Raw genomic sequence first — 26,442 nt, 5'->3', positions numbered from 1 at the left:
CCGGTACAAGAATGACCCCGAGTCATCGTTATTACAGGAGTATGAAAAGATAATGAGAGCAAGTATTTCTCCAAGAGGCAGCATGTCTCTTTTGTCACAACTGGAAATAGAACGTTTAAAGCAATCCTCAAACAGCCAACTCTATAAATTATTTCGCAATTGCTGTCTCGCGGTTTTAAATGCCGGAAGCAATACCGATAGCAGCGCTGAAATTTACGATAAATATGAAGACTTCGCCGTTAATATTATCCGCAAAGAGCGCGGTATAAAAATTGAATTGATTGAGCCGCCGGCTGAAGCTTTTGTTGATGGCGAACTGATTGTCGGCATTCGCGAATTACTGGAATCCGTATTGCGCGACATTCTCTTTACCGGAGAACGTTACTCAGAAGAAGAACTGAAAGACGCTGACAGTGCCACCCTAACCCACGTGGTGTTCGACATTTTACGCAACGCCCGTACTATTCAGGCCATGCAAGAGCCCGATATGGTGGTTTGCTGGGGCGGTCACTCAATTAACGAAGCTGAGTACAAATACACTAAAGAAGTGGGTTATCAGTTGGGCTTGCGTGGCTTAAATATCTGTACCGGATGTGGCCCGGGTGCAATGAAAGGCCCTATGAAAGGCGCGACTATTGGTCATGCTAAACAGCGTATTAGTGGTGGTCGCTACTTAGGTCTTACTGAGCCTGGCATTATTGCTGCCGAGCCACCTAACCCTATTGTTAACGAACTGGTTATTTTGCCCGATATTGAAAAACGCCTGGAAGCTTTCGTTCGCTGTGCGCACGGTATTGTTATTTTCCCAGGTGGCGCTGGTACCGCTGAAGAGCTGTTGTATCTTCTTGGCATACTGATGCACCCGAAAAACCAACAACAAAGCTTACCGGTTATATTGACAGGCCCTGAGGCGTCTAAAGATTACTTTGATGCGCTGGACACCTTTATTGTTGAAACTCTGGGTGAAGAGGCTCGAGGCTTTTACCGTATTATTATTGCTGACCCCTCAGGTGTTGCACAGCACATGCACGCCGGCATGGCCGCAGTAAAACAATACCGCCGTGATTCTGGTGACGCTTACTACTTTAACTGGACCTTATTTATTGATGAAAACTTCCAGCGGCCGTTCTACCCGACTCACGAAAATGTTGCGTCACTGAACCTGCACCCGGAACAGCCTAAAGAAGAGCTAGCAGCCGACTTACGACGTGCGTTTTCAGCTATTGTAGCCGGGAACGTGAAAGATGGTGGCATTCGTCAAATTCGGGAAAAAGGCGTATTTACCATTCACGGTGAAAAGGAGTTAATGAAACGACTGGACGTATTGTTAAGAGCATTCGTCGAACAAGGACGTATGAAATTGCCAGGTTCGGTGTATCATCCTTGTTATAAGGTTGTTACTGACTGAAGGATTTATGAAAAATAAAGTCTTTGTCATACTCGCCATTGGCGCTGTTTCTTATCTAGCCATAGTAGGAGCAGTGCTGATGCTTTATCAGGCTGATCCTGCTGATTTACAGTGGCAGGAACGAGAGACCTATAACGCCAGACAAATTGGCCAGTTGGATCTCGGTATGTCCAAAGACAGTGTTATTCGTATTTTAGGCTCACCCGATATCAACGAAGCAAAAGCCTCATCTGAAGGTGACATGCAAGTTCTGTTTTATCGAACTCATCACGTGACTTCTGACGGAATAACGACTAAAGATGAATGTACCCCTTTGGTTTTTCGCGATAATAAGCTTATCGCCTGGGGCAACGACTCTTATCGTGACTATCAGAATTATCAGAGGCGAGAATGAGAGAGCTGACCGAGTGTTGTGAAAAAGCGGCAAGTTTACTGAAACAACACGACGTTCGTCAGCTTTATCGTCTGGTTCAGTTTATTGATGAAGAATATCAGCAAAACCGCTGGCCTGAACTGCTTCCCCTTTACGCTCAGCAATACGCTCCTGCGGATAATCAGATAATAAGTGAGTTACTCGCGGTTTGTGTGAACGCGCTGCATTGCGGTTATCAATGGTCTTTGCACTCACAATATCGCCGAATTCTGGCCGCTGCTTGTGTCAGTGAAAAGCTTAATCCAGACCCTGCCCACTGGAAGCAGCTGCATTTAAGACAGCCGCTGTGGCTCTCTGCTTTAGAGCCTTTAACGCTAAAATCTGCTGACATTGTCGTTTTTCGCTATTGGGTTAACGCCTTAACTCAGGTTCAGCTGCAACGCTGTGAGCCTACTCAAGCTTTTTTCCCCTTATTGAACAGTGAATTCCGCTATCGCTTCTGGGCGCTGTTAAATCAGCAGGATACACTTCCTTTAAGACTCACGGGTCAGAAGTTTTCACATCATAAGAACCAGCAGACCGCAGTACTTTTAGGTTTTGAAGGAAAACATCAGATTCTGGCTCTTATACATAAGCTGGACAGCCCATTTTATGTCAGCCCGGACGAGACACAAAATTGGGACGTTAACGACAAACCTCTGACTCAGGAACAGGTGAACGCTCTGGCTCAGCACCGATTGCTAAAGCACAAGCCAAAAAGTGCAACACAACAAACGCCCAGGAAACTGTTACAGGCAATAAACCGTTACGCCAATGCCAGTGGCGCCTTAAACGCAGTAATTCAGCAAATTAACCAACTGCCTTTTTTAGCCAGCAGCCTCCATGCTGCCGTGCATCAGAGCGAACGCATTGGCTACAACGAAGCCAGCCGTATGGACTTAAAGCAGTCTTATTTATGGTTAGGCTCTAAACGAGCTTCAGTTATTCTTGCTACTGCTTTTTTGCAGCATCAGTTTTCATTAAATACCATTCCTCAGCATAACGCATTGATGCAAAAGCTCGGCTTACTGACCACAACGCTACAGCACTTATCAACAGAAACCGGCGTTAGCCTGCCAACCCCGGCACCACTGCTTGCTCTACTTTCAGGCTCCGATCTTTTTCGTCACCCAGAGCTGCTTAAATCGGCAAGGTGGCCCCGTCCGCGAGAAATAGAGCATTGCTACAGTACAAGTTGGGTAGGCTCTGCACTGGATATCAGTGACTTTCGTCGCAGTCGACAATTAGTTAAGCGTTGGCAATTGCCGGCCGCCACTGAAAATTTATTGGATCCCGATAAGAGTGAAGACAATGAACTCAATGCTTTGTTTTTCTTAGCCAATTATTTGACCATAAGTACCTATTACCCCAATGTGTTATTAAGCGACTCGGTCAAATCACTGCTAAAGTCTTATTGTCAGCAACTTCAAGTAAACGGTGAGCAACTGACCCGAATTAAAGCTAAATCAGCTTTTGAAAGTCACTGTTACTCACCGTTATAACCTACATTTACTGGCTGAATAATGCTTTGCTAGTCAGTATTAACGCCGCAATGGTAGAATTACCATTCCTGTTTTTGTTGTAACACGGTTTAAAGGAATCAATTCATGAGTAGAACTATCACAGTAATTCCAGGTGACGGCATCGGTCCGGATATTGTCGAGTCCGCAACAGCCATTCTTGATAAAGCAGGTTGTGACTTTGAATATGAATACGTCGACGCTGGTTTAACTGCTTTGGAAAAAACCGGAGAGTTACTGCCACAGGACACTCTTGATGCGATTGAGCGTAACGGTGTTACCTTAAAAGGTCCGCTAACCACTCCGGTTGGTGAAGGCTTTACCTCTATTAATGTCAGCCTCCGCAAACATTTTTCATTATACGCTAACGTGCGCCCTGTTTTGTCTTTTACCGGCACACAAGCGCGCTACGAAAACATTGATATTATTACCATTCGTGAAAATACCGAAGGTATGTACTCCGGCTTAGGCCAAAAAGTATCTGAAGACGGTAACGAAGCCGAAGCAGTAAGCAAAATCACTCGTGAAGGCGCTGAGCGCATTGTTCGTTTTGCCTATGAAACCGCACGTCGCGAAGGCCGTAAGAAAGTCACCGCGGTGCATAAAGCCAACATTCTGAAATCCACTTCCGGATTATTCCTGAAAGTAGCGCGTGAAATTGCGGACGAGTATCCGGACATTGAGTCAACAGAAATGATTGTTGATGCGGCCTGCATGCGCTTAGTTATGAACCCGGAAGAGTTTGACGTTATTGTTACCACCAACCTGTTTGGCGATATTCTGTCAGACCTGTGCGCAGGTTTGGTCGGCGGCTTAGGTATGGCACCCGGCGCTAACATTGGTAAAGACTGTGCCATTTTCGAAGCTGTACACGGCTCAGCCCCGGATATTGCCGGTAAGAACCTGGCAAACCCAACCTCAGTTATCTTAGCGTCAATTCAAATGCTCGAATACTTAGGCATGCAAGAGCAAGCCGAAAAAATCACCAAAGCATTAGAAGATGTGATTTCCAGTGGCGACCGTACCACTCGTGATTTGGGCGGCTCGCACGGTACCACTGATTTTACTCAGGCAGTTATTGAGCGTCTTTAAGGCGAAAGGCATAGCCATGAATGAACTCAGGCTATGCCTTTAAAGCTAGCTGCGGGGCAACCAGCGCAAGTGTACAGTAATTTCTTCACGGTCGTGGTAAAGGTGCTTGGCCTGAATTTCAAACGGCTTAGTCCCCTCGGTTTGTAGCTGTTCTTTAATCTGATCCAGGTAGCCTTTAACTGCGGCGTAGCGCTGACGCATTGGTAACTTAAGGTTAAAGATGGCTTCTTCACAATCACCGTCTAGTAACCAACTGGTCATCAGCTCGCCGACACGTGCGGGTTTTTCAACCATATCGCACACCAACCAGGTAACATTTTTGCGTTTCGGGCGAAATTTAAAGCCGTCTTCCTGAATGTGCTTTACCTGACCGGTTTCCATTAAAGATTCTGCCATTGGTCCGTTGTCCACAGCCTGTACCATCATACCGCGGCGTACCAACTGATAAGTCCAGCCTCCCGGCGCTGCACCAAGATCTACCGCCTTCATGCCCGAATGAACACGTTTTTCATGTTCGTTTTCAGGCACAAATACCTGAAAGGCTTCATCCAGTTTTAACGTTGAACGGCTTGGTGCCTCTTTTGGCATGCGCAAACGCACAATGCCACCATCGTGCACTGTCTGGTTATAGCTGTACGAATACCCCACCAAAGCATGTGCCGCATTGACAAATAACACGTGAAGCATCGGTCGTTTGGCTAACGGTTTATTACTTAAAAGCTCTTCTTTGCGTAATGCCTGACGCAGCGGCACGCTGAATTTTCGGCAAAATTTGGATAGCTGGTTAGCTTCGTTAGTATCTGGGGTTTCCACCCGTAACTCACCGGCTAAACCAAAAGTTTCCTGGTGAGGTTTTAGTACCTTTATGACTTCGCTGGCACGGTCTTCAATACCGGCCACTTTAACCGGCCCCAGCAAGGCAAACATTTCGCGCGCAAAGACCAGGTCTTTCAGCGTCAGTTTACGGGCAATATGCTCTGCTTCTTCGTGCTGACAATGGTAGGTAACGTAAGCTTGTTCGGGTTGTGTCTGGCAATAACCATAAACACCCAGTTCCGCGGTTTTATCCTGAATTTCGGCCGCGCAATCACCTTCGAACCCCGCACGACACAGCAATACAATGCCACTACCTCTGCCGTTAACAATCTCACTCATTAACTACCTGCTCCTAACTTCATTGCGCCAACTAATAAACAGACCCAGCCAGCAATAAATAATACTCCGCCAATAGGCGTTATAGGTCCAAACCATTTAACACCGGTAAGTGCTAAGGCATACAAACTACCGGAAAATAAAACCACGCCAGCCAGCCACAAATAGCCGCTGGCAACAAACCAAACCGACGGTGACTGCTTTAACCAAAGCGCTAAAGCAAACAGTGCCAACGCATGATAAAACTGATAGGTGACTCCGGTCTCAAAAGCGCTCAGCAAACTCTCACTTAATTTCGATTTTAAACCGTGCGAAGCAAAAGCGCCCAACATAACGCCGGTACTGCCTAAAATGGCGGCCACAATTAAAAATACCTGACTCATTGAATAAACTCCTTAATGGCATCTGCTGCCTGCTGCCAAAGCTTAGGTGTATTCACCGCCTTGGCTTTTGTGGCGGCAAATCCGTGATCGGCACCCTCTAGCCATTGTAACTGCCAGTTATGCGGCAGCTCCACGCCTTGCCCCTGCTCGGCTCTTTTTAAAAGCGGCTTACTGAACGGGTCGCGCGTTCCCTGCAAAATAAGGCCGGGCGCCTGCGTCATCTTTAATTCTTCAAGGCGTGACTTCTCAGGTTTTTGCGGTGGGTGGAACGGAAAGCCCAAAGCAATGACTGCTTTCGCGCCGTATTTATCGGCTAAGCGCAACATTACCCGGCTTCCTAACGACTTGCCCATCAAAACTAACGGTTTATTATCTTGCTGTAACTCGCTCAGCAGTTCATCAATCGCATCGACCAATGCCTGCATTTTATTCGGCGGACGTGGCTTACCGGTTTCACGAACCTTTTCCCAATAAGGAAAGTCCGGGCGCACAACCTCCGCACCAAGCGCTATGCCATGCTCTGCAAAGAAATTCATAAAAGCTGTGTCGGGACCGCCTCCTGAGCCGTGCAAAAACACGATGCGGAACGCTCCTTCCGGGTTCTGTTGTTGATAACGCATTATTGGTTAAACTCTTGCTCTTCTTTTTGAACCAAGTTTAGCAGCCACTGACGGAAGGTCGCGATTTTACCTATCTCCGCCTGATTGTCACGACAAACCAGATAAAACGCTTTATTCCGCTGCAGTGCCTGAGGAAAAATACGAACCAGGTGGCCACTGTCAATTTCGGACTTCACCAGCACGTTATTGGCTAATGCAATGCCCTGCCCGTGGACTGCAGCCTGCAAAGCCAGGCTGGAATGACTGAATACCGGTCCGTTATCGCCTTTATACTGAGGTAACCCCACCAGCTGGAACCAGTCCTTCCAGGCGTTACGCGTTTCGTCGTGCAGCAAGGTTTGTTTGAATAAATCTATCGGCTCTTTGATATTCGCTTTGTTCAATAACAACGGCGAACAGACAGGCCATAAGTATTCTTCATGCAGCTGGTAAGCTTTTACGCCGGGCCAGCGACCATCACCATAGTAAATAGCAACGTCTACATCGTCCGTCAAAGAGCCGCTAATCTCATCCACCGCTTTAATGCGTATGTCCATATCTGGGTGTTCTTCGCGAAAACTGCTGAGCCGTGGAACAAACCATAAAATAGCGAAACTGGGCGGAACCGACACGGTCAATGCGCCGCGTTCGGACACTAATCGAAGTTTATCGGTCGCCTGTGCCAGTTGCTCAAAAATATCGCGTAACTCTAAGTAGTATTCCTGCCCTTCTTCGGTCAGCAACAGCGAGCGGTTACGCCGGATAAAAAGCTTAAGCTCAAGGAAGTCTTCTAACGCTTTTACCTGATGACTGACGGCCGCCTGAGTCACAAATAACTCTTCGGCTGCTTTGGTAAAACTGAGATGACGCGCTGCCACTTCAAATGATTTTAGCGCGTTTAAGGGAGGTAATTTCCGCATGCCATTAACTAAAAAGCGTCTCTGTTTAGTAGATAACCACCACTATAACAGAGACGCCCTTCGTTCGGCTATTTATCATTACTTTAACTAATGTGACTTACAGACGAACGCCGCCGTCAATTTCGACCACACGGCCGCTAAAGAAGTCATTTTCAATAATGTAGCGAGCACTGTGGGCAATTTCATTGGGCTGGCCCCAGCGTTTTAGCGGCACCATAGACAACGCGCGATCAACCGCTTCAGGTTTCATCTGTGCCGTCATTGGCGTTTCAATAAAGCCAGGCGCAATGGCACCACAGCGAATGCCGTAACGACCCAGTTCACGAGCCCAGGTGACTGTCATAGCAACCACACCGGCTTTCGTTGCGGAGTAGTTAGTCTGCCCCATGTTGCCGGCTCGCGCGACACTGGAAATATTGATGATAACGCCTTTCTTACCAGCTTTTACCATCTGCGCTGCGGCTTCACGTCCGCATAAGAAGGTACCGGTGAGGTTCACATCCAGTACCGACTGAAACTGCTGTAATGGCATTTTCTGTTTCAGTTCGCCGTCTTTGAATTTGATCAGCAAGCCATCGCGCAGTAAGCCTGCGTTGTTCACTAGCACATCGATGCCATCAAATTCTTGCTGAATTTGCTCAAATACGGTTTCTACCGACTCTTCATCGGTAATATCAACTTCATAACCAACCACTTTGGCTGCGCCCAGCTTTTCGCATTGTTCCTGAGCTTCACCTAATACGTCGCCGTTAATATCGATAAGCGCAAGTTTGGCACCTTGCCGGGCGAAATCTTCAGCCATTGCGAGGCCCAGCCCCTGAGCACCACCGGTAATAACAATGACACTGTCTTTAATTTGCATGTGTTTCCCCAATTCTTAGGTTACTTCTGTGACTTAGGTGCCACATAATTAAAAATACTGGAAAAGTCCTGGCGACCATGGCCTTGCTCAGACCAGCTATGGTAAAGGTTGCGAGTCAGTGACCCAATAGGCGTTGCGGCACCGCTTTCTAATGCGGTTTGTTGCGCAAGGCCTAAATCTTTAGCCATTAAGTCAACCAAAAAGCCGCCCTGATAGTCATTGCTTGAAGGCACGTTATCCATTACCCCAGGGCACGGATTATATACCTGTAATGTCCAATTGCTACCTGAGCTTGCTAGCATAATTTCCGATAAAACTTTTGGGTCCAGCCCGTTTGCCTTACCCAATTGCAAAGCTTCAGAGGTACCTACCATTAATACTGACAACAACATGTTATTACAGATTTTTGCAATCTGTCCGGCACCGACATCTCCGGCGCGGAAAACATTTTTGCCCATGTCGTTAAGCACGCTACGAGCCCGGTCAACGTTAGTTTCTGTGCCGCCGCAAATAAAGGTTAAAGTACCAGCTTTCGCGCCACCAACACCACCGGAAACCGGGGCGTCGATAAAGGCAATACCAGCTTTCTCTAAATGTTCACCCACATACATAGCGGTTTCAGAAGAAATGGTACTGCAGTCAATAACCAACTGATCTTTATTCAGCTTGTTGATTAGGCCATCGTCACCGAGATAAACGCCTTTTACGTGACGGTCTGCAGGCAGCATAGACACTACAAACTCGGCTCCTTCGATGGCTTCAGCTGCTGTTTTCGCCGCCTGTGCACCGTCAGCAACTATCGCTTTAAGTGCTTCTTCCGATAAGTCAAAAGCCTTAACCTTGTGGCCGGCTTTTGCCAGGTTGCTGGCCATTGGGCCACCCATGTTACCCAGTCCAATAAATCCTACGGTTGCCATGTTGGCACTCCTTCTCGTTATTCGTTCTATTTATCAAGATCGGCTAATGGATGCGTTCGCTCGCCCCAAGGCGGTAAAAAGAATGCATCAACTTCTTCCGCTGGTACTTCGGCTACCGAGTTATGCTGCCATTGTGGATTCTTATCTTTATCAATCAGCAGTGCCCGAATACCTTCCGCAAAATCGCCACGAACCGCACAGTTACAGGACAAGGTTAGCTCTAAACGGAAACAATCAGCCAACGACAAATCAGAGCCTTGCTGCAACTGGTTCCAGACCAGGTGCGATGTAAAAGGACAACCATTGGCCAGATTCTTACGCGCCCGCGCCAGCCATTTATCATCCGTTTCATCATTGACAATACGTTCAACAATTTCACCAATGTCGTTGCCCGTTGTAAGCTCTGTTATTAGCTTCTGATGCGGTTCTACCTGAGGCGTGGGTAACGCTGTTGGGTCATTACTTGCCTCGTCACTTAGTAAGTCCGTCACCTTTTGTTTGTTCAATGCCTCAGTATTGCCCCACTGAACTTCTTTCAGTTTATTCAGAATGCTTTCTTTGCTTTCATGCCCAACAAAGTGATCGGCCAGGTTCAGATACAGTGCATCGTTCGCATTCATCGTCGCGCCGGTAATGCCTAAGAACAAACCGCAACCTTGTGGCATACGATTAAGGAAGGAGGTCGCACCAACATCTGGGTACAAGCCAATAGTCACTTCCGGCATAGCCAGTAACGAACGTTCGGTCACGATACGATGACTGGCGCCATTCATCAGCCCCATACCGCCGCCCATCACAATGCCGTCACCCCAGCAAATAAGAGGTTTGGGGAAGGTCTGAATAAAGTAGTCCAGTTGATATTCCTTCGTGAAGAAGTTTTCGACTTCCTCTACTAATTTGCCCGGCTCCGCTTGCATGGCTTTATACATGGCGACAATGTCACCACCGGCACAGAAAGCTTTTTCACCAGCCCCCTGCAACCAGACACAGGCGACTTTGTCGTCTTCTGCCCATTTTTCCAGCTGCGGTAAGAGCTTTTCAGCCATCGCCAGGCTCAGAGCATTCAGCGATTTCTCGGAATTTAACGTAGCAACGCCGATGACTTTGTCACCGGCGTTCAGTTCTTCAAAAAGTACAACGTCTTGCATGGAATCTCCTTACAAGATTTCGCGATCGTCATCCGCCAGTATACGGCGCCCAATAATCATGCGCATCACTTCGTTAGTGCCTTCCAGAATCTGGTGTACACGAACATCTCTTACATGGCGCTCTAACGGATACTCTTTAATGTAACCATAACCACCGTGAAGCTGCAGTGCATCGTTACACACTTTAAAACCAACATCGGTCGCAAACTGTTTTGCCATAGCACAATAGGTGGTTTTATCAGCGTCGTTGTTATCGACTTTACTGGCAGCCAGACGAACCATTTGGCGGGCTGCAACCAGCTCAGTCGCCATATCGGCCAACTTAAACTGCAGCGCCTGAAAAGCCGCCAGGGGCTTACCGAATTGCGTACGCTCCTGCATATAAGCTTTGGCAGTATTTAGTGCCGCCTGCGCTGTACCCACTGAACATACCGCAATGTTAATGCGGCCGCCGTCTAAGCCCATCATCGCAAACTTAAAACCTTCGCCTTCTTTGCCCAGCAGATTTTCTGCCGGAATACGAACGTCTTCAAAAGTCACTAAGCGGGTAGGCTGTGCATTCCAGCCCATTTTATCTTCGGCTTTCCCGTAAATAACACCTTTGGCGTCCGCCGGTACCGCAAAGGCAGAAATGCCTTTAGGTCCGTCTTCACCTGTACGAGCCATAACCACTAAAACATCGGTTTCGCCGGCACCGGAGATAAACATTTTAGAGCCGTTCAGAACGTACTCGTCGCCGTCTTTTTTCGCACTGGTGCGTAAGCTCGCAGCGTCCGAACCAGATCCGGGTTCAGTCAAGCAATAGGAGCCAAGCTTCTCGCCTGTCACTAATTCTGGTACCCACTGGTCAATCACAGACTGTTGACCGAATGAGCCAATCATCCAGGTAACCATATTATGAATGGTCATCATAGCCGTGGTTGCTGTACAACCGCCCGCCAGTTGCTCAAAAATAAGCGCAGAGTCCAGGCGGCTCATTCCAAAGCCGCCAGCCTCTTCCGGTGTATACATGCCCATAAAGCCCATTTCACCAGCTTTACGAAACACTTCTATTGGGAAGTAATGCTCTTCGTCCCATTTAGCCGCATTGGGCGCCAGCTCTTTATCAGCGAAGGCCTTAGCAGTGTCTACAAAAGCTTGCTGATCTTCTGTCAATTCGAAATTCATCGTTATCCCCTGTTATCTTAGGTTAATTGACATGTTAGGACCTGCCGGATCTTCCAGGTCGCTCTCAAACCAACGCGCCGTTACGGTCTTAGTTTCGCTGTAGAAACGAACGCCCTGCTTACCATAAGCGTGTAGGTCACCAAAGAATGAACGCTTCCAGCCAGTAAATGAGAAGAACGGCAGTGGTACCGGAATTGGAATGTTAATCCCTACCTGACCCACTTCAACTTCGTGTTGGTATTTACGCGCTGCGGCACCGCTTGCTGTAAAGATAGAAGTACCATTACCGTAAGGATTGTTGTTAACCAGCTCTAATGCATCTTCTAAGCTGTCCACTTCTGTGGCGCACAATACTGGACCGAAAATTTCCGTTTTATAAATTTCCATATCCGGCGTTACGTTAGAGAAGACCGTTGGACCAACCCAGTTGCCGTCTGGCAAACCGTCAACTTTACAGTTACGGCCATCAACCAGCAGCTTCGCGCCTTCTTTTTCACCCTGAGTAATCAAAGCTTCAACGCGCTCTTTTGCTTGTGGGCTAATCACCGGACCATAAGCGGCATTTTCATCATTCCATGCGCCCGGACGAACTTTTGCAATGGCTTCCGCAATTTCAGGGATCCACTCTTTTGCCGCACCAACAAATACCGCGACAGAAATCGCCATACAACGTTGACCTGCCGCACCGACAGAAGAGCCAACCATATTGTTGATCACTTGCTGTTTATTGGCATCTGGCATAATAACGCAATGGTTTTTCGCACCGGCAAAGGCTTGTACGCGCTTACCATTTTCTGTACCACGACGGTAGATGTACTCTGCAACCGGTACAGAGCCAACGAACGACAAGGCACGAACTGCCGGATGATCCAGCAGAAAATCAACCTGATCTTTATTGCCATGCAAGACCTGCAACACCCCTTTAGGCGCGCCAGCTTGTTCAAATAATTCCACCAAACGATTTGGCGTTAATGGATCTTGCTCAGAAGGTTTAAGAATAAAGGTGTTACCACAAGCAATGGCCAGCGGGAACATCCAAAGTGGAATCATCGCCGGAAAGTTAAATGGTGTAATACCTGCACAAACGCCAAGTGGCTGAGTGTAACTGTAAGAATCAATTTTACGGGCAACGTTTTCAACGGTCTCGCCCATCAATAACGAAGGAATGTTCGCTGCGTGTTCAACCACTTCTATACCACGCCAAACATCACCTTTGGCATCTTCAAAAGTTTTACCAGTTTCTTGTGCCAGCGTTTCAGCTATTTCTTCCTGATGTTCTTTTAACAAAGCCTGATAGCGCATCATTACGCGAGCACGCTCAGAAACCGGCACTTCTTTCCAGGTTTTAAAGGCTTCGCGAGCACTCTCAACCGCGGCGTCCATTTCGCTTTGGGTAGCAACAGGCACTTGTGCAATAACTTCCTGAGTTGCCGGGTTGGTGACAGGAATCCACTGTTCTGACTTCGAGGCGATAAATTCGCCATCTATATACAGAGGCACTTTCTTAGACATAATTCACCTTCTTATTGTGTTATTTTGTCATCTATTGATGAGCTAAATTTAGTTAAGTGAGCCTTAACGTGACCCTCTTAATTCTGATTACTTTACTTTGGGCCGCCAGCTTTTCGCTAATCGGCGTTTATCTTGCTGGCCAGGTTGACGGTTATATTGTTGTCTTTATCCGCATGGTTTTAGCCCTGATAACCGTATTGCCGCTATTTCGTTGGCGGCATTTGTCTCCCAAAAGTGGGCAGCTACCTCAACTGGCTAAACTGGCCGTTATTGGCGCTGTACAAATTGGCGCCATGTATTTGTTTCTTTACCATGCGTTTTTGTATTTGAGCGTTGCCGAAGTGCTTTTGTTCACTATTTTTACACCACTCTATATAACGCTAATTGACGAGCTGATACTTAACCGCAAGCATCTCCCGCTCTTATGGTGGATAGCCGCAGCGGTATCGGTATGCGGTGCCGCCATTATTCGCTATCAACCTTTGTCCGATGACTTCGTCACCGGCTTCTTTTTAATTCAGGCAGCCAACGCATGCTTTGCCGCCGGTCAAGTCGCTTATAAACGTTTACCCACAGGTAAAACCTTAGAACAAAGTCAACAATTTGCCGCCTTTTTCTTTGGCGCCAGCGTCGTTGCCGGCCTTGGTGTTTTATTCTTTGGCAACTTAACCAAAATGCCGACCACCCATCTTCAATGGGGCATCTTATTGTGGCTCGGTACTGTTGCCTCCGGGCTTGGTTACCTTGGTTGGAACCTTGCCAGTAAATGGGTCAACACCGGGCAACTGGCCACGATGAACAATGCGTTAATTCCCACTGGAATTCTGGTTAATGTCTTATTCTGGGAACAGTCATTTGACTACACCCGCTTAAGTATTGGTGCTTTGATTATAGTACTTGCCATTTGGCTAGCCGGACGAGCTCAAAAACTGAAACCCTCCGGCTAGCCTATATCAGCAAAGCCCTATTACACCATTTCCACAGCCAGAGCGACGGCTTCACCGCCGCCGATACACAGTGAGGTAATGCCTCGTTTCTGGCCTTTCTGTTTCAAAGCGTGCAACAACGTTACCAGCAAACGTGCGCCGCTTGCGCCAATCGGATGCCCTAACGCACAAGCTCCGCCATGCACATTGACTTTAGCCGGGTCTAACTTCATTTGCTGAATGGCCAGCATAGTTACCATGGCAAAAGCTTCGTTAATTTCCCATAAATCGACGTCGTCTTTTGTCCAGTCCAGCTTGCTGAGCAAGGAGTTCATTGCCCCAATTGGTGCGACGGTAAATTCAGACGGTTCCTGCGAGTGCGTCGTGTGACCCATTACTCGCGCCAGCGGTTGCAAACCTTTGGCCTTTGCATCGCTCTCACGCATTAAAATAAGCGCTGCTGCACCGTCAGAAATGGAACTGGAATTAGCTGCGGTAATGGTACCATCCTTTTTGAATGCCGCACGCAACTGAGAAATTTTATCCAGACGCGCTTTACCCGGTTGTTCGTCGATATCGACAGTCACGTCACCTTTACGGGTGGAGTATGTAACCGGGGTAATTTCGTCTTTAAAAAGGCCATCTTTAATAGCAGTCTGAGCTTTGGTAAGCGAATGAATGGCAAACTCATCCATTGCTTCACGATCCAAACCGTATTCATCAGCAGTGTCCTGTGCGTAACATCCCATAGCTTTATGCTCGTAGGCGTCTTCCAGCCCGTCCAGCATCATATGATCCAGCACTTGTCCGTGCCCCATACGATAACCGCTACGGCCTTTTGGCAGCATGTAAGGTGCATTCGACATACTTTCCATGCCACCGGCAAGCACCACATCTGCTGAGCCTGCTTTAATTAAATCGTGCGCCATCATTGCAGCTTTCAAGCCAGAGCCGCATACTTTATTAATGGTTGTCGCGCCGGTAGAGCGAGGTAAATCGGCATGCAGCATTGCCTGACGCGCTGGTGCCTGACCTAAACCGGCAGGTAACACATTGCCCATGATAACTTCTGAAATATCATCGGCTGTTAAACCGCTGTTACTCAGCGCTGCTTTTATAGCTGTTGCGCCCAAATCAGGAGCCGTAACTTCACTCAAACTGCCCTGAAAACCGCCCATTGGCGTGCGGTTGGCCGCTACAATAACGATAGAATCGCTCGACATTTTTCCTCCAAATTCACTTTACGTTAACGTAAACTTCCTCTAAGCTTAGATCTTAGGACAACCAAAAAGCAAGTACCGATGAACAATAAAGTGACCTACACTATTGGCGAACTGGCAAAAGAATTTGACATTACCACCCGCAGCATTCGTTTTTACGAAGACGAAGGCTTGCTTTCCCCCAGACGCCAAGGGCAACAACGCATATATACCAACAAAGACCGGGTTCGTTTAAAGCTGATTCTACGCGGCAAACGACTCGGTTTTTCACTGGCCGAAACCCGTCGTTTATTCGAACTTTACGACGCGGATAACAGCAGTGCGGCCCAGCTCGAAAAGGTACTTGAGCTGGTCAGTGAGAAGAAACACTCACTCAAGCAACAAATGGAAGATATTAATGTGTTACTGACCGAGCTCAGTGGTCTGGAGCAGCGTTGTCAGGACGAGCTCGAGAACATTCAGTCGTCAGTTTCAGAAGTTCATTCTCAGGAGTCGTTATGATCAGTCAATATACCACCTTTAATTTTGGTCTCGGCGAAACAGCCGATATGATCCGTGAACAAGTTAATGCCTTCGCGCGTGATGAAATCGCCCCACGCGCCACAGAAATTGATGAAAAAAATCAATTTCCCGGCGACTTATGGCAAAAACTTGGCGACATGGGTCTGCTGGGCTTAACCGTTGCCGAAGAATACGGTGGTTCCGGCATGGGCTACCTTGAACATGTTATTGCTATGGAAGAAATTAGCCGTGCTTCTGCCTCAGTTGGCTTAAGCTATGGTGCCCATTCAAACCTTTGTGTTAATCAAATTCATCGCAACGGTAACGAAGAACAAAAACAAAAGTATTTGCCTAAGTTATGCACCGGTGAACACGTTGGCGCTTTAGCTATGAGTGAACCTAATGCGGGTTCTGATGTAGTCAGTATGAAGCTGCGCGCGGAGAAGAAAGGCGACAAGTACATTCTGAACGGCAATAAAATGTGGATCACTAACGGTCCGGAAGCTAATGTCTTCGTAATTTACGCAAAAACCGAACCGGAGAAAAACTCTCGGGGCATTACCGCCTTTATCGTTGAAAAAGACACACCAGGGTTCAGCCAGGCGCAAAAACTCGACAAGCTGGGTATGCGTGGGTCAAATACCTGTGAACTGGTCTTCGAAGACGTAGAAGTCCCTGAAGAAAACATTTTGGGAGAGCTAAACGAAGGCGTTAAAGTATTGATGAGTGGTCTTGATTACGAGCGTGCCGTTCTTGCTGCAGGTCCTTTAGGCATTATGCAGGCCTGCCTTGATACTTGCGTGCCTTATATTCATGATCGTAAACAGTTCGGTAAAGAAATCGGCGAATTCCAGCTAATTCAGGGCAAAGTTGCTGATATGTACACTCGCACCAATGCGGCGCGTGCCTATGTTTACGCCGTGGCTCAATCTTGCGACCGTGGCGAAACCACCCGTAAAGATGCCGCCGGAGCGATTCTTTACGCCGCAGAACTGGCCACCCAACTTGCACTGGACGCTATACAGTTATTAGGCGGCAACGGCTACATTAACGAATACCCCACAGGACGCCTGCTGCGCGACGCGAAGCTTTATGAAATCGGCGCTGGCACATCGGAAATTCGCCGCATGCTTATTGGTCGCGAACTGTTCACTGAATCCAAATAATAAGGAGGCAACGCCGTGGCGATTTTATCCAGTAAAATCAACACCCGCGATGCACAATTTGCAGCTAACAGCGAGTCTATGCGGGCCGTCGTTAACGACCTGCAGGAAAAAGCGGCAAAAATTCATCAGGGTGGCGGGCCTAAGTATCAGGAACGCCATTTGTCCCGGGGTAAATTATTGCCCCGCGACCGTATTAATAAACTGCTGGACGCGGGTTCACCGTTTCTGGAAGTCGGTCAGTTTGCGGCCTGGGAATGTTACGAAGACTACGTTCCTTCTGCTGGTGTAGTTGCCGGTATTGGTCAGGTTGAAGGCACTGAGTGTATGATCATCGCCAACGATGCTACCGTCAAAGGCGGCACCTATTACCCGCTGACCGTGAAAAAGCATCTGCGTGCCCAGGAAATTGCCGAGCGTTGTCACCTGCCTTGTATTTATCTGGTGGACTCCGGAGGCGCTAACCTGCCCCGTCAGGATGAAGTCTTCCCGGACAAAGAGCACTTTGGTCGCATTTTCTTTAATCAGGCGAATATGTCTGCCAAAGGCATTCCACAAATTGCTGTGGTTATGGGCCTGTGTACTGCCGGTGGCGCTTACGTGCCGGCTATGGCCGATGAAAGCGTCATAGTAAAAGAGCAAGGCACTATTTTCCTTGCAGGTCCGCCGTTAGTTAAAGCAGCAACGGGCGAAGAAGTGTCAGCCGAAGAGCTTGGCGGTGCCGACGTGCACACACGCATTTCCGGTGTTGCGGATCATTTCGCTCACAACGATGAACACGCCTTAGCCTTAGCGCGCCGCTCGGTCGCACGCCTTAACCGCGGTGAACCAACCAAACTGGATCGTCAACCGGCTAAGCCACCGCGTTACGATGCAAAAGAGTTATACGGCATTGTCGGCACCGACCTACGCAAACCTTATGACGTTCACGAAGTGATTGCGCGCATTGTTGATGACTCAGACTTCGACGAATTTAAAGCCAACTACGGTAATACGTTGGTGACGGGGTTTGCCCGCATTGATGGCTACCCCGTCGGTATTGTCGCGAATAACGGCATCTTGTTCTCTGAGTCGGCACAAAAAGGCGCCCACTTTATTGAGCTTTGTGCCCAGCGCAAAATCCCACTGGTGTTTCTACAAAACATTACCGGCTTTATGGTCGGTAAAAAGTACGAGGCCGAGGGCATTGCCAAGCATGGCGCGAAAATGGTTATGGCGGTTTCCTGCGCTAAAGTGCCTAAGTTTACTGTGTTAATCGGCGGCAGCTACGGCGCCGGTAACTATGGCATGTGTGGCCGTGCGTATGATCCCACCATGATGTTCATGTGGCCGAATGCCCGTATCTCTGTTATGGGCGGTGAACAGGCCGCTGGCGTTATGGCGCAGGTGACCAAAGACAACTTAGCCCGCAAAGGCGAAAGCTTAAGTGAAGAAAAAGAACAAGAACTTAAAAAGCCCATTGTCGAGCAGTACGATAAACAGGGCCACCCCTATTATGCGTCAGCACGCTTATGGGACGACGGCATTATTGACCCGGCACAAACGCGCGAAGTTCTGGCATTAAGCCTTGCCGCTTCATTAAATGCACCGATTGAAGACAGCCGCTTCGGCGTCTTTCGCATGTAATCGGAGGTTATTAACCATGGCAAAATACACAGAACTCAATATCAACGATCAGGGCGTTGCGACACTGACGTTAAACCGCCCGGATGTTCACAACGCATTTGACGATGTGATGATTGCAGAGCTGCTACAGGCGTTAAAAAAGGTTGAAGAAAGTGCCAGCGCGAGAGTACTGGTGCTTCGCTCAGAGGGCAAAAACTTTTCTGCCGGTGCGGATCTGAACTGGATGCGCTCAATGGCGGATAAAAACTACCAGCAAAACGTGGATGACGCCGGTGAGCTTGGCCTGCTAATGGAACGCCTGGACTTGCTTAGCAAGCCCAGTATCGCGTTAGTCCAAGGTGCGGCCTTTGGTGGCGCAGTAGGCCTTGCCGCTTGCTGTGACATTGTACTGGCACAACCGCGTAGCAGCTTCTGCTTGAGTGAAGTCAAAATTGGGCTTATTCCGGCAGTTATCAGTCCTTATGTTGTGCGTACTATTGGTGAGCGCCAGTCACGCCGCTATATGCTGACCGCTGAGCGCTTCTTTGCCGACAAAGCGCAAGAGCTAGGTTTGGTCAACGAAATTGTAGAAAGCTTTGAAGAGCCGTTAAACAAACTACTAGACGCGCTTCTAGCGAATAGTCCACAAGCGGTAACCGCCTGTAAGCAACTGATCCGCAATGTTGGTTCACGTCCAATTGATAAAGACGTACGTGAACATACCATTAAAGCCATTGCCGAAATTCGCGTGTCGGACGAAGGCCAGGAAGGACTCAGTGCGTTTCTTGAAAAACGCCCCGCCGCCTGGCTTAAACAGAGTTAACAACAGGTCTCATTATGATCAAAACATTATTGATTGCGAACCGTGGTGAAATTGCCTGTCGTATTATTGCCACAGCAAAGAAAATGGGAATTCGCTCCGTAGCGGTATTCTCCGATGCCGACCGCAACTCACGCCACGTTAAGCTGGCGGATCAGGCCGTACATATTGGTCCTGCAGCCAGCACTGACAGTTATCTGCGTGCCGATAAAATTATCGCCGCTGCTAAACAAACCGGTGCTGAAGCCATTCACCCGGGCTATGGTTTTCTCTCAGAGAACGAAGACTTCGCTGACCAATGTGAGCTGAACAACATCATTTTTGTGGGACCACCGGTATCGTCTATTGCCGCTATGGGCTCTAAGAGCGCGGCTAAATCCATTATGCAGGACGCCGGTGTACCTCTGGTTCCGGGTTACCATGGCAGCGAACAGGATATTGAAACGCTAAAAGCCGAAGCTGAGAAAGTTGGCTTCCCATTACTACTAAAAGCGGCGTACGGCGGCGGTGGTAAAGGTATGCGTGTGGTAGAAAACATGGGCGAATTCGACGACGCCCTGAATTCTGCCAAACGCGAAGCGAAGTCCTCTTTCGGTAACGATAAAATGCTGATGGAGCGTTTTATTCGTAACCCCCGTCACGTGGAAATTCAGGTGTTTACCGACGAACATGGTAACGCCGTTTACCTGGCGGAACGCGACTGTTCGGTGCAGCGCCGTCACCAAAAGGTGCTTGAAGAAGCCCCTGCTCCGGCATTGACTGAAAAAACGCGCACAGAAATGGGCGAAGCTGCAATTCGCGCAGCCCAGGCAATAGATTATGTTGGTGCTGGAACGGTTGAGTTTTTGTTTGATCAAAGTGGCGAGTTCTACTTCATGGAGATGAACACTCGCTTACAGGTTGAGCATCCGGTTACGGAAATGATCACCGGCCAGGATTTAGTCGAATGGCAATTGCTGGTCGCTTCAGGTCAACCACTACCTCTGGCGCAAAATGACATTCAAGTAAACGGTCACGCATTCGAAGCACGGATATACGCCGAAGATCCGGACAACGATTTCTTGCCCTGCACTGGTACTATTAAACATTTACGTACGCCTGCAGAAAAGAGCGGCATCCGCATTGACACCGGCATTGAAGAAGGCGACGAGATATCTGCTTTCTATGACCCAATGATAGCCAAACTGATTGTCTGGGACACCGACCGTACCCGCGCCCTGTTGCGTCTGCAAAAGGCTTTGCGTGAATATCGTTTAACCGGCTTAACGACTAACGTCGACTTTTTACATCGTTTAGCTTCACATCCCGAATTTGTGAAGACCAACCTCACTACTGAGTTTATTCAACAACATCAAGAGGAGTTGCTGCCCGATAGTTCAGTGAATTATCAGCAAATTGCGACGGAAGCGGCTTTATTTGATATTTGTCAGCGCCAACAGCAACGAGGCAGTTCACCATGGCAAAGTGGTAATGCGTTTAGAATGAACTCAGCAGCCACACATACAGTTTCACTGCAATTCGGCGAAGAAACTTACCCTATTTCACTAGTCGAAGGCGCTAACGGAGAATTCCTGCAGCAAATTGATAACGAAAGCATACAATGGCAGGCGTCTTTAACCGACGACAAACTCACGCTAACTTCCGGTAGTATGCGCTATCATCGCTACGTCAGTGCCGACCACCAGCAAATTACGGTATTCACTGATAACGGCCCTATGACTTTCCATCGACACCGTGTGGCTGATACGCTGTCGGATGAAGCGGCTCACGGTGGTCACGTTGCCCCAATGAACGGAACCATCATGGAAGTACTGGTTGAAAAAGGTGACACGGTCAAGAAAGATCAGCCGTTGGTCATTATGGAAGCCATGAAAATGGAGTACACCATTAAAGCTGGCCATGAAGGTGAAGTCACCGATGTCTTTTTCGCCGCAGGAGATTTGGTCAGTGACGGCGATGAACTGCTTGCAGTGAACGAAACCGAATAATAAAAAATAATCAGAAGTGATCAGGAGTGACTATGGCTATTGCAGAACAGATAAAAATCGTCGAAGTTGGTCCTCGTGACGGCTTGCAAAATGAAACTGCTGTTTCTGTTGATGCAAAAGTTGCCTTAATTGGAGCGCTGGCAGAAGCCGGCGTTTCTTATATCGAAAGTGCCAGCTTTGTCAGCCCCAAATGGGTGCCACAAATGGCTGACAGCACTGCCGTTATGGAGCAGATTAAACGTCGTCCGGGAATCACTTACGCCGGTCTAACGCCAAATTTGAAGGGCTTTGAAGCGGCAGTTGCAGCCGACATGGACGAAGTCGCAGTGTTCGGTGCAGCGTCGGAAGCTTTTACCCAAAAGAACATTAACTGCAGTATCGACGAGTCGCTGGAGCGTTTTAAGCCAGTTATTGCCGCAGCTAAAGAAAAAGGCATTCCCGTCAGAGGTTATGTTTCCTGCGTTTTAGGTTGTCCCTACCAGGGTGAAGTTCCGCTAGAAAATGTGGTTAAAGTTGCAGAAGCCTTATACCACATGGGCTGTTATGAAATATCGCTGGGCGACACCATAGGCGTCGGTACGCCGTTAAAAGCCCAGGAAATGCTTGCCGCTGTTGCAGAGAAAGTCCCCATGGACAGGCTAGCGCTGCATTTTCACAATACTTACGGGCAAGCTTTGGCTAATATCATAGCCTGCCTGCCACTAGGCGTTGCAACTATTGACTCAGCCGTAGCTGGTCTGGGTGGCTGCCCATACGCTAAAGGCGCCAGTGGCAATGTTGCCACTGAAGATGTGGTTTACATGTTAAATGGTATGGGCATAAAAACCGGTATTGACCTGAACAAGTTAATCGCGGCCGGAGCAGGTATTTGCCAGCATTTATCGCACGGCGCTCGCTCTCAGGTCGCAATAGCAGAATTGGCAAAAGCTTAATTAGCAAAATAAGGGGATTAAAATGACTTCAGAAGCTTTATGGCAACCGTCAGCAGATACCATTGCTAATGCCCGCATGACAGACTTTCTACAACAAGTGAATACCGAAAAATCTGCCGCGCTGGCCAATTACCACGACCTTTATCAGTGGTCCGTCGACAACGACGAAAGTTTCTGGTCTATGATATGGGACTACTTTGATGTTATTGGTGAAAAAGGCACTACGATAGTCACCGATAAAGAAAAGATGCCCGGCGCTCAGTGGTTTCCTGATGCCAGCCTAAATTTTGCCGAAAACCTGCTGCGTCATAAAGACGACCATATTGCTCTAATTTTTCGCGGTGAGAATGGCACACGCCAACAGCTAACTTATGCCGAACTCAACCACGAAGTTGCTGCTTTTGCCGAAGGCTTACGCCAACGCGGAGTTGAAGCCGGTGACCGTGTTGCTGCCATGATGCCTAACTGCATTGAAACCATCATTGGTATGCTGGCAACCACCAGTATCGGCGCTATCTGGTCGTCTTGCTCGCCAGACTTTGGCGTTCAGGGCGTACTTGACCGTTTCGGTCAGATAGAGCCTAAAGTTCTGATTACTGTTGATGGTTATTTTTATAACGGCAAAAACATCAATATAAAAAACAAAACCGCCGATATCATCAAACAAATTCCAAGCATTGAAGCCACGGCATTGGTTAATTTCAGTCAACAAAAAGACCGTATAGAAGGCGACAATGTGTTTTCATGGAGCGATTTTGGAGATGCCGAACAAACACAGATAGATTTCGCTCCGCGCAACTTTAATGACCCCCTCTATATTATGTTTTCGTCGGGCACTACGGGCGTTCCTAAATGCATTGTTCATGGTACGGGCGGTACTTTATTGCAGCACTTAAAAGAGCACGGTCTGCATACCGACCTAGACCGTGACGACAATCTGTTTTACTTCACCACCTGCGGCTGGATGATGTGGAACTGGCTGGTCAGTGGTCTGGCTGTGGGCGCGACCCTAACCTTATTCGATGGTTCGCCCTTTGCGCCTGAGCCTGAGTTTTTATGGGACGTAGCTGACGAAGAAGGCATTACCGTATTTGGTACCAGTGCCAAGTATTTAGCAGCGCTTGAGAAAGAAGGCGTTAAACCGGGAGAAAGTCATAACCTGGAAAACCTGCGCAGCATCTTAACCACGGGGTCGGTACTACCTCCAGAAAGCTTTGACTACGTTTACCGCGACATTAAAACAGACCTGTGTCTTTCCTCAATATCAGGTGGTACAGACATTGTCTCCTGCTTTGCCCTTGGCTGCCCTATTCTGCCGGTTTACCGGGGCGAACTACAATGCCGGGGCCTTGGTTTAGCCGTTAACGTTTATGACGAGAACGGAAAACCGGTTAAAGGTGAAAAAGGTGAACTGGTTTGCGAAAACTCGTTCCCCTGCATGCCCGTAAGCTTCTGGAACGACGAGAATGGCGAGCGTTATTTTAATGCGTATTTCGATCGATTTAAAAATACCTGGGCACATGGTGACTTTGCCGAGCTCACCAAGCATGACGGCGTTATTATTTACGGTCGTTCCGATGCCGTTCTTAACCCGGGCGGCGTGCGTATTGGCACCGCTGAAATTTACCGTCAGGTAGAAAAGGTTGATGACGTGCTGGAGAGTATTGCTGTCGGTCAGCAGTACGAAGATGACGAACGCGTCGTTCTCTTTGTAAAACTCAGAGACGGCAGAGAGCTAAATAACGAACTTCGCCAAACCATTGCGAAAACCATTCGTGCTAACGCGACTCCACGGCACGTACCTGCTGTAATTTTGCAGGTTGACGACATACCCCGTACTATAAGCGGTAAGATAGTCGAATTAGCGGTACGTAATGTGATTCACGGTGAGCCCGTGAAAAACACGGATGCTCTGGCAAACCCAGAGGCACTGGATTACTTCCGTGATAGAGAGGAGTTGCGTTAATCCATGATGTTCCTGCACGGATCACGGCAGGCTGTTATAGCAGCCCTTGTTGGTTTGGTTATTACGGTTACCGCTTTTAGCTATTTGCGTTATCAGGAAAATCAAGTTGTCCACGATGCCCTCGAAGCGGAAACTTACAACTTGCAACGAGACATTCGGCAAAGCCTGGTCTCTCATTTATTTGTAGCTGAACTGTTAGCGCGCGAGTGGGAACGCAATGCTCTTTCTATAGAAGAACGCTGGAAAGACAACGCCGATATCGTGACTCTTTACTATCAGAACGTAAAAGGCATCACTTGGCTCAATGATGAACTGGATATTGAGCTTATCTACCCTCCAAACGGGCAGCCTGAGCTACTGGGAACGCCTTTTGCTAAGACACCATTGCTGGAAAAATTAAAAACGTCTGAAGGAAACCGTCATGCGATGATGGGCCCTGCCGGCAATTTAGGCCGTATTAGCAGCGACATAGCTATTTTCGTCCGTGTAGAGCAAGAGCAAACCCACGGCTTTCTGGGGTTTGTGATAAGTCTGCAAAGCCTGTTTAATAATGTTGTGCGCAGCAACATCAGTGAAGGCTTCCAACTCAGTGTTCGCAGTAACAACGACATACTGTATCAATTTGCCGGCGATACCTCATTACGCGAAGAATGGTCGCATTTTCATTCACTGCAATTGGTGGGGAATAGCTGGGAGCTCTCAGTCTGGCCAACCGCTGATCACCTGGAGCAACTCCGTGGGGGCATTTCGGTAGCTGCGTTAATTGCCAGCTTACTCGTCACTGGCATGCTAACTTTTGTACTTTATATTTTAGGTCAAAGCCGCTTTAAGGCACAGCAGCTCGCCGATTCCAATATTGAACTTTATAGTGAAATTGATGAGCGCGAACGCATTGAAAAGCAAATGGCTTACCTTGCCGAACATGATTCTCTTACCGGCCTTGTAAACCGAAACGCCTTAAAACGCATTCTGGGTGAGTGGTTAGAAACCGAGTCACCCTACAAAAAAGCCGCTTTGTTGTTTATTGATTTAGATAGGTTTAAAGAGGTCAATGACGCATTGGGTCATACAGTTGGTGACGAATTGCTCCGCCGGGTTGCGCGGCGCATCACAAAATTAGCGCCTAAAGGTAGTGTTCTGGCAAGATCCGGCGGTGATGAGTTTTTACTGGCAATAGCAAAGCCTGATAGTCGTGAAAGTGTTATTAAGCTTTCGGAACAACTGCTTCAGGCGCTCGACACGCACTTTTTCGTGGACGTCTATGAGCTCTTTATTAGTGCCTCTATTGGCGTCACTTTTGCGGATGATGCCGATTTCAACGCTGAATACTTTATTCGTAATGCAGACACTGCGCTTTATCAGGCAAAAGAACATGGCCGCAATACCTATAAAGTTTACGATAAAGCCATTCATCGTGACTTAACCAAAAAACTGGAGCTGGTTAAACGGCTACGCCATGCCGTTTCCAAGCAGCAGCTTACCGTTTATTACCAGCCTAAAGTCGAACTTGGTAGTCGCCGTATCAGTGGTTTGGAGGCTCTGGTTCGCTGGGTTGATGACGATGGCAGTATCATTCCTCCGGATGAGTTTATTCCACTGGCTGAAGATACCGGCCTCATTATTCCAATATCGGAATATGTGATGGAAGAAGCCTTTCTCCAATTAAAGCAATGGCACCAACTTGGCTTCGAAGAATTGAGCATTGCCATCAATATATCAGGAAAGCAGCTACACTTAGCTGATTTGGTCGATGACATTATGGAACGGGTGAACGAAGCCCAGATACCGCCAAACAAAGTAGAATTAGAGCTAACTGAGCAAGTGTTTATAGAAAACATTCAGTCTCATACCCGCTTCATGCACTCGGTGCGTGAACAGGGAATGTCACTGGCTATAGACGATTTTGGTGTGGGCTATTCATCACTGTCATATTTAAAGAATTTCCCGGTTACTTCGTTGAAAATAGATCGCTCTTTTGTCAGAGATTTACCACACAACGAAGACGACGCAACCATTACCCAGGCCATTATTAGTCTGGCACGTAATTTAAATCTGCAATTGGTTGCTGAGGGTGTTGAAACCGAAGAACAAGTCGAATTTTTATTACAACGTGAATGCAGTACCGGACAAGGCTTTCTTTTCAGTAGACCGGTTCCGGCGCGGCAAATCACTGAACTATTGCAGCAGTATAAAGGGCTTATCCCTATCCAGATAGCCTGAATATAGTGG

Annotated in this window: 23 protein-coding genes; 13 read left to right on the top strand and 10 right to left on the bottom strand. The window is 48.1% G+C overall.

The genetic code is table 11. The annotated features are described in order from the left end of the window. Nucleotides 1-52: 52 nt before the first annotated feature. The 4 genes from ppnN to U0358_RS05620 all read left to right on the top strand — a co-directional run bounded on the left by ppnN (nt 53) and on the right by U0358_RS05620 (nt 4,432). On the top strand, nt 53-1,408 hold the full coding sequence (gene ppnN, locus U0358_RS05635) for a nucleotide 5'-monophosphate nucleosidase PpnN (protein ID WP_317496665.1): 1,356 nt from the start codon (nt 53-55) through the stop codon (nt 1,406-1,408). Between the two features lie 7 nt (nt 1,409-1,415). Next, nucleotides 1,416-1,802: a DUF3192 domain-containing protein gene (locus U0358_RS05630; RefSeq protein WP_034820394.1), complete on the top strand. Its 387-nt coding sequence runs from the start codon at nt 1,416-1,418 to the stop codon at nt 1,800-1,802. After that, nucleotides 1,799-3,322, top strand: coding sequence for a hypothetical protein (locus U0358_RS05625; protein WP_322407337.1), 1,524 nt, complete (start codon nt 1,799-1,801; stop codon nt 3,320-3,322). The genes U0358_RS05630 and U0358_RS05625 overlap by 4 nt, the downstream gene beginning before the upstream one ends. 105 nt (nt 3,323-3,427) lie before the next feature. After that, nucleotides 3,428-4,432, top strand: coding sequence for an isocitrate dehydrogenase (locus U0358_RS05620; protein ID WP_322407336.1), 1,005 nt, complete (start codon nt 3,428-3,430; stop codon nt 4,430-4,432). Nucleotides 4,433-4,477: 45 nt separating this feature from the next. Here the strand turns inward: U0358_RS05620 and rlmM are convergent, their stop codons facing one another. The 9 genes from rlmM to U0358_RS05575 form a co-directional block, all read right to left on the bottom strand. Further along, entirely contained in the window at nt 4,478-5,587 is a 1,110-nt protein-coding gene (gene rlmM, locus U0358_RS05615) for a 23S rRNA (cytidine(2498)-2'-O)-methyltransferase RlmM (protein ID WP_317496662.1), read from the bottom strand. Then, nucleotides 5,587-5,967 carry a DUF423 domain-containing protein gene (locus U0358_RS05610; RefSeq protein ID WP_322407335.1) on the bottom strand — a complete coding sequence of 127 codons (381 nt, stop codon included), beginning with the start codon at nt 5,965-5,967 and terminating at the stop codon, nt 5,587-5,589. Before U0358_RS05610 ends, rlmM begins: the two co-directional genes overlap by 1 nt. Beyond that, nucleotides 5,964-6,587, bottom strand: a complete 624-nt coding sequence (locus tag U0358_RS05605) for an alpha/beta fold hydrolase (RefSeq protein WP_317496660.1) — start codon at nt 6,585-6,587, stop codon at nt 5,964-5,966. Before U0358_RS05605 ends, U0358_RS05610 begins: the two co-directional genes overlap by 4 nt. Further along, nucleotides 6,587-7,486, bottom strand: a complete 900-nt coding sequence (locus tag U0358_RS05600; protein WP_011234116.1) for a transcriptional regulator GcvA — start codon at nt 7,484-7,486, stop codon at nt 6,587-6,589. The genes U0358_RS05605 and U0358_RS05600 overlap by 1 nt, the downstream gene beginning before the upstream one ends. Before the next feature lie 97 nt (nt 7,487-7,583). Further along, nucleotides 7,584-8,348 carry an SDR family oxidoreductase gene (locus U0358_RS05595; protein ID WP_011234117.1) on the bottom strand — a complete coding sequence of 255 codons (765 nt, stop codon included), beginning with the start codon at nt 8,346-8,348 and terminating at the stop codon, nt 7,584-7,586. Nucleotides 8,349-8,368: 20 nt separating this feature from the next. Beyond that, nucleotides 8,369-9,265: a 3-hydroxyisobutyrate dehydrogenase gene (gene mmsB, locus U0358_RS05590; protein WP_322407334.1), complete on the bottom strand. Its 897-nt coding sequence runs from the start codon at nt 9,263-9,265 to the stop codon at nt 8,369-8,371. Nucleotides 9,266-9,291: 26 nt separating this feature from the next. Further along, on the bottom strand, nt 9,292-10,413 hold the full coding sequence (locus U0358_RS05585) for an enoyl-CoA hydratase/isomerase family protein (protein WP_317496657.1): 1,122 nt from the start codon (nt 10,411-10,413) through the stop codon (nt 9,292-9,294). 9 nt (nt 10,414-10,422) lie between these two features. After that, nucleotides 10,423-11,580: an acyl-CoA dehydrogenase family protein gene (locus U0358_RS05580; RefSeq protein WP_317496656.1), complete on the bottom strand. Its 1,158-nt coding sequence runs from the start codon at nt 11,578-11,580 to the stop codon at nt 10,423-10,425. Between the two features lie 12 nt (nt 11,581-11,592). Continuing rightward, nucleotides 11,593-13,092, bottom strand: a complete 1,500-nt coding sequence (locus U0358_RS05575; protein WP_317496655.1) for a CoA-acylating methylmalonate-semialdehyde dehydrogenase — start codon at nt 13,090-13,092, stop codon at nt 11,593-11,595. Between the two features lie 68 nt (nt 13,093-13,160). On the opposite strand from U0358_RS05575, the gene U0358_RS05570 reads away from it, so the two are divergent. Continuing rightward, on the top strand, nt 13,161-14,039 hold the full coding sequence (locus U0358_RS05570) for an EamA family transporter (RefSeq protein ID WP_322407333.1): 879 nt from the start codon (nt 13,161-13,163) through the stop codon (nt 14,037-14,039). A gap of 20 nt (nt 14,040-14,059) precedes the next feature. On the opposite strand, the gene U0358_RS05565 is transcribed toward U0358_RS05570, so the two are convergent. After that, nucleotides 14,060-15,241: an acetyl-CoA C-acyltransferase gene (locus U0358_RS05565; protein ID WP_317496653.1), complete on the bottom strand. Its 1,182-nt coding sequence runs from the start codon at nt 15,239-15,241 to the stop codon at nt 14,060-14,062. A gap of 78 nt (nt 15,242-15,319) precedes the next feature. On the opposite strand from U0358_RS05565, the gene U0358_RS05560 reads away from it, so the two are divergent. The 8 genes from U0358_RS05560 to U0358_RS05525 are packed head-to-tail and all read left to right on the top strand — an operon-like array spanning nt 15,320 to nt 26,433. Then, the gene (locus U0358_RS05560; RefSeq protein ID WP_322407332.1) at nt 15,320-15,739 is read left to right on the top strand and encodes a MerR family transcriptional regulator; all 420 of its coding nucleotides are present in this window, start codon (nt 15,320-15,322) and stop codon (nt 15,737-15,739) included. Then, a complete protein-coding gene (locus U0358_RS05555) occupies nt 15,736-16,905 on the top strand; it encodes an isovaleryl-CoA dehydrogenase (RefSeq protein WP_317496651.1) in 1,170 nt (389 codons plus the stop codon). The genes U0358_RS05560 and U0358_RS05555 overlap by 4 nt, the downstream gene beginning before the upstream one ends. 15 nt (nt 16,906-16,920) lie before the next feature. Then, nucleotides 16,921-18,528 (top strand): carboxyl transferase domain-containing protein, encoded by a 1,608-nt coding sequence (locus U0358_RS05550; RefSeq protein WP_322407331.1) that lies wholly within the window; start codon nt 16,921-16,923, stop codon nt 18,526-18,528. Between the two features lie 16 nt (nt 18,529-18,544). Continuing rightward, entirely contained in the window at nt 18,545-19,330 is a 786-nt protein-coding gene (locus U0358_RS05545) for an enoyl-CoA hydratase-related protein (protein WP_317496649.1), read from the top strand. Nucleotides 19,331-19,344: 14 nt separating this feature from the next. Further along, nucleotides 19,345-21,315: an acetyl/propionyl/methylcrotonyl-CoA carboxylase subunit alpha gene (locus tag U0358_RS05540; protein WP_322407330.1), complete on the top strand. Its 1,971-nt coding sequence runs from the start codon at nt 19,345-19,347 to the stop codon at nt 21,313-21,315. Between the two features lie 32 nt (nt 21,316-21,347). Then, nucleotides 21,348-22,247, top strand: a complete 900-nt coding sequence (locus U0358_RS05535; protein WP_322407329.1) for a hydroxymethylglutaryl-CoA lyase — start codon at nt 21,348-21,350, stop codon at nt 22,245-22,247. Nucleotides 22,248-22,269: 22 nt separating this feature from the next. Next, a complete protein-coding gene (locus U0358_RS05530) occupies nt 22,270-24,213 on the top strand; it encodes an acetoacetate--CoA ligase (protein WP_322407328.1) in 1,944 nt (647 codons plus the stop codon). A 3-nt stretch (nt 24,214-24,216) separates the two neighbouring features. Next, nucleotides 24,217-26,433 carry a putative bifunctional diguanylate cyclase/phosphodiesterase gene (locus U0358_RS05525; RefSeq protein WP_322407327.1) on the top strand — a complete coding sequence of 739 codons (2,217 nt, stop codon included), beginning with the start codon at nt 24,217-24,219 and terminating at the stop codon, nt 26,431-26,433. Nucleotides 26,434-26,442: the final 9 nt, after the last annotated feature.

The sequence above is a fragment of the Idiomarina sp. PL1-037 genome, from assembly GCF_034422975.1.
Taxonomy (GTDB): Bacteria; Pseudomonadota; Gammaproteobacteria; order Enterobacterales; family Alteromonadaceae; genus Idiomarina.
Note: the sequence above shows the minus strand (reverse complement) of the source record. Positions and strands in the feature narration are given on the sequence as shown.